At 70.5% G+C, this 3,638-nt stretch carries 4 protein-coding genes and 3 pseudogenes; 1 reads left to right on the forward strand and 6 read right to left on the reverse strand.

Annotation, left to right across the window (positions count from 1 at the left end):
* The 4 genes from A5713_RS05240 to rimP form a co-directional block, all read right to left on the reverse strand.
* Nucleotides 1-684 (reverse strand): translation initiation factor IF-2 N-terminal domain-containing protein (locus A5713_RS05240; RefSeq protein WP_197516298.1); only part of this gene is annotated, 684 nt, incomplete at its 3' end.
* A 74-nt stretch (nucleotides 685-758) separates the two neighbouring features.
* The gene (locus tag A5713_RS27315) at nucleotides 759-1,130 is read right to left on the reverse strand and encodes a YlxR family protein (protein ID WP_082972794.1); all 372 of its coding nucleotides are present in this window, start codon (nucleotides 1,128-1,130) and stop codon (nucleotides 759-761) included.
* 93 nt (nucleotides 1,131-1,223) lie between these two features.
* A complete protein-coding gene (gene nusA / locus A5713_RS05245; protein ID WP_067924858.1) occupies nucleotides 1,224-2,279 on the reverse strand; it encodes a transcription termination factor NusA in 1,056 nt (351 codons plus the stop codon).
* 49 nt (nucleotides 2,280-2,328) lie between these two features.
* Entirely contained in the window at nucleotides 2,329-2,856 is a 528-nt protein-coding gene (gene rimP, locus A5713_RS05250; protein ID WP_068093291.1) for a ribosome maturation factor RimP, read from the reverse strand.
* A 204-nt stretch (nucleotides 2,857-3,060) separates the two neighbouring features.
* Here rimP and A5713_RS29620 point away from each other — a divergent pair.
* A pseudogene (locus A5713_RS29620) lies at nucleotides 3,061-3,387 on the forward strand (hypothetical protein); the annotation flags it as partial.
* Here the strand turns inward: A5713_RS29620 and A5713_RS29625 are convergent.
* A pseudogene (locus A5713_RS29625) lies at nucleotides 3,385-3,552 on the reverse strand (hypothetical protein); the annotation flags it as partial. The pseudogenes A5713_RS29620 and A5713_RS29625 overlap by 3 nt on opposite strands.
* A gap of 9 nt (nucleotides 3,553-3,561) precedes the next feature.
* Nucleotides 3,562-3,638: pseudogene (locus tag A5713_RS29630) on the reverse strand (hypothetical protein); the annotation flags it as partial.

Below are 3,638 nucleotides of genomic sequence, written 5' to 3' on the forward strand. Positions count from 1 at the left end.
TGATTTGTGAATAAGATACAGGCCCTGACCGGCGGCACCGCCGGGCCGCGGCGGCATGTTGCCGGGCGACGCGCCGGGGCGCGGACCGCCGGGGCGCGGCGCGCCGGGGCGCGGCGCCATGGGACGCGGGATCGGCCGGTCGACGGGCTGCGCGGACGAGAACGGGTTGTTGCCGACGCGCGGGGTGCGGACGCCGGGCTTCGGCGCCGGACCGGGGCGCGGACCCGGCGTCATGCCGGGGTGCGGACCGGGCTGGGCGGGGGGCTGACCGGTCGGCTGCCCGGGAGCGGGCGGCTTCGGCTGTGCCGGTGACGGGCGGCCGGGCACCGGGCCGGGGCGCGCCGGCGCCTCCGCGGGCGCCGGGGCCGCCTGGGCGGCGACGGTCGTTGTCCCGCCCGCGGGTGCGCCGGCCGATTCACCGTTACCGATGGCCTTGTCGAGGGCCTGGTCGAGCGATTTGTCCGGCCCCTTGACGGGAGCCTTCGCGGCCGGCTTGGGCGCGGTCTTGTGGGGAGCCGACTTGCCGCCCCCGAACGATTCGCGCAGTCGACGAGCGACCGGCGCCTCCACCGTCGATGATGCGGATTTTACGAATTCGCCCTGCTCATTCAGCCGGGCGAGAACTTCCTTGCTGGTGACACCGAGTTCCTTGGCCAACTCGTGTACGCGGGCCTTACCTGCCACTACATCTCCTGTCTGAGAGGCGACAGTCGTGGGGCCGCGCCTCGGGAATTAGCTGTAACGCATAGGAATGCGAGTCATCGGGACTTCACGGTGTGCTCATGTTCTTTGCTGCCTCTTCTGTTGCCGGGCAAGTCGAGCGCTGCTAGAGACTCTAGGTGCTCGACCAACGCGGATGTGTCCGGTGGACGGTTGATGCGCAACGCTCTGGTGAAAGCCCGCCGCCGAATCGCCTGTTCCACGCACTGCGGCACGGGATGCAGCCACGCACCCCGCCCCGGCAGGCTGGTCCCGGTGTCAACGATCACGGCGTATTCGCCGTTCCCGTCCGGCACAGCCACGACGCGAAGCAGTTCGACGGCCAGCTCTCGCTTCCGGCACCCGACACACGTCCGGACTGGTCCGTCCACACGTTTGTGCGCCGAGACCGAAGGCTCACGCTGGATCACGGCTCAGTCTAGCGTCACTTATCCGATGGTCAGAACCGCCCGAGGTGCGGGCCGCCGCCCCGCGGGGCGGTGCCCCCGGGCCGGCCGGCCGCGCTAGCGGTCGTGCGCCATCCCGTGGGTGGCCCCGTTTTCGGGGTGACCCGCCGAATGCGGCTCCGATCCGCCGGGCGTGTCGCCGCGGATGTCGATGCGCCAGCCGGTGAGCCGGGCGGCCAGCCGCGCATTCTGGCCCTCCTTGCCGATGGCCAGCGAGAGCTGGAAATCGGGCACCACCACGCGGGCGGCGCGGGCGTTCGGGTCGATGATCGACACGGAGACCACCTTGGCCGGCGACAACGCGTTGGCCACGAAGCGGGACGGGTCCTCGTCGTAGTCGATGATGTCGATCTTCTCGCCGGACAGCTCGCTCATCACGTTGCGGACCCGCTGGCCCATGGGGCCGATGCAGGCCCCTTTCGCGTTCAGGCCGGGGACGTTGGATTTGACCGCGATCTTGGAGCGATGGCCGGCCTCCCGCGCCACCGCCACGATCTCGACCGACCCGTCGGCGATTTCGGGGACCTCCAGGGAGAACAGCTTGCGCACCAGGTTGGGGTGCGTGCGGGACAGCGTGATCAGCGGCTCCCGCGCGCCGCGGGTCACCCCGATCACGTAGCACCGCACCCGGTTGCCGTGCTCGTAGCTCTCGCCGGGAACCTGTTCGGCCGCGGGGATCACGCCCTCGGAGGCTTTGGTCTCGGTCCCCATCCGGACGACGACCAGCCCGCGGGCGTTGGCGCGGCTGTCCCGCTGAATGACGCCCGCGACGATCTCGCCCTCGCGGGTGGAGAACTCGCCGTAGGTGCGTTCGTTCTCCGCGTCACGGAACCGCTGCAGCATCACCTGGCGGGCGGTGGTGGCGGCGATGCGGCCGAAACCCTCCGGGGTGTCGTCCCACTCGCTGATCACGTTGCCGTCTTCGTCGGTCTCGCGGGCGACCACTTTGACGACGCCGGTCTTGCGGTCGATCTCGATGCGCGCGTCGTTCTGGTGGCCCTCGGTGTGCCGGTAGGCGGTGAGCAGCGCCGACTTGATCGTCTCGAGCAGCTCGTTGACCGAGATGCCCCGATCCACCTCGATGGCATGCAGCGCGGCCATGTCGATGTTCATCAGCGCCGCTCCTTCTCATCGCTACGCTCTGCATCGTCGCCGGCGCGGTTCATGTTCCGGCCTCCGTCCTGTCGGCCTGGCCCGCCAAGTCCAACTCCGCTTGAGCTGGGGGCGAAAACTCCACCTGGACAACGGCTTTGGCGATATCGGCGAGCGGGATCCGGCGCAGCCGATAGTCACGGCCCGCACGGACCACCAGTGCGACCGCGTCACCGCTCGTCTCGCCGATCCGGCCGGTCAGCCGCGAACCGTCGACGAGGACGACGTCGGCCTTGCGGCCGCGGGCGCGGCGGAAATGCTTTTCAGTGGTCAGCGGGCGGTCCACCCCGGGCGAACTCACCTCGAGCACGTAACGGTCCCCGAGGTCGTCGAGGCCGTCCAGCAAAGCCGACGCCGAGTGCGACAGCGTCGCGATGGTGTCCAGGTCGAGGGCTTTGTCGCCGTCGGCGATCACCGTGATCCGCGGCGGACGCGTCCGGGCGTCGACGACCACGTCCTCGATCTCGTATCCCGCGCGCGCGAACTCATCACCGAGTAGCTCGATCACCTGCGTCTGCGAAGGTAGCCCGGTGGTCACGGCGAGCTCCTCATCTTGAGTTGTCCGGTCAGCTGGAGGGCGTCGCCGCCCCGCTGGCTTGCGGGCGGCTCCAGTGTCCCGGCGGAACGCGAAGGCTGCCGTCCCGCGAGAGCCAGCTATCAACGATACGCCAGGAATCGCGTCTGACGGCCGGATCGCGTCCTGGCTTCGTACCCACCTCCGCACCGATGGCAGGATGTGTTTGTGTCTAGCGCAGATCCCGTCGTCAACCGGCGGGGTGTGCTCGCCGGCGGCGTGGCTCTGGCTGCCCTCGGGGTGGTCACCTCCGCCTGCGGCGAGTCCCCGCCCAAACCCCCGGCCGTCGAAGAGCTGCTGGGGCCGTTGGACCAGGCCCGCAAGGACAGCGCACTGGCCGGGGCGGCCGCGGCGGCCGTCGGCAACCCACCGCAGATCGCCGCTGCGCTGACGGTGGTCGCGAGCCAGCGCGCCGCGCACGCCCGCGCCCTGTCCACCGAGATCTCGCGGGCCGCCGGCAAGATCACCACGTCGTCGACGAGCGAGACGTCGGCCCCCGGGCACCAGGGCGACCGTGTACGACGCCGTGCAGGACGCGATGATCGAGGCCAGCAGCCCCGCCCGGTAGCCCGATTCGCCCGCCACCAGGCGGTTGGCGCTGTCCGCCGAGGCGCGCAGCGCGTTGATGACGTCGGACACCGGCGGCGGGGGCGGCGGTGGGCCGGCCGGTGCGGCCGGGTCGGCGGAGTTCTCGGAGAACTTGATGCCCGACCTCATGTCTAGCAGGTGGCGCACCGTCGCAAGGT

The organism is Mycobacterium sp. E2497 (genome assembly GCF_001668695.1).
In the GTDB taxonomy this organism is placed as follows: Bacteria; Actinomycetota; Actinomycetes; order Mycobacteriales; family Mycobacteriaceae; genus Mycobacterium.

Excerpts from the sequence above, each read along its gene's own strand:
- nusA (WP_067924858.1), bottom strand. The coding sequence starts at position 2,279 with ATGAACATCGACATGGCCGCGCTGCATGCCATCGAGGTGGATCGGGGC.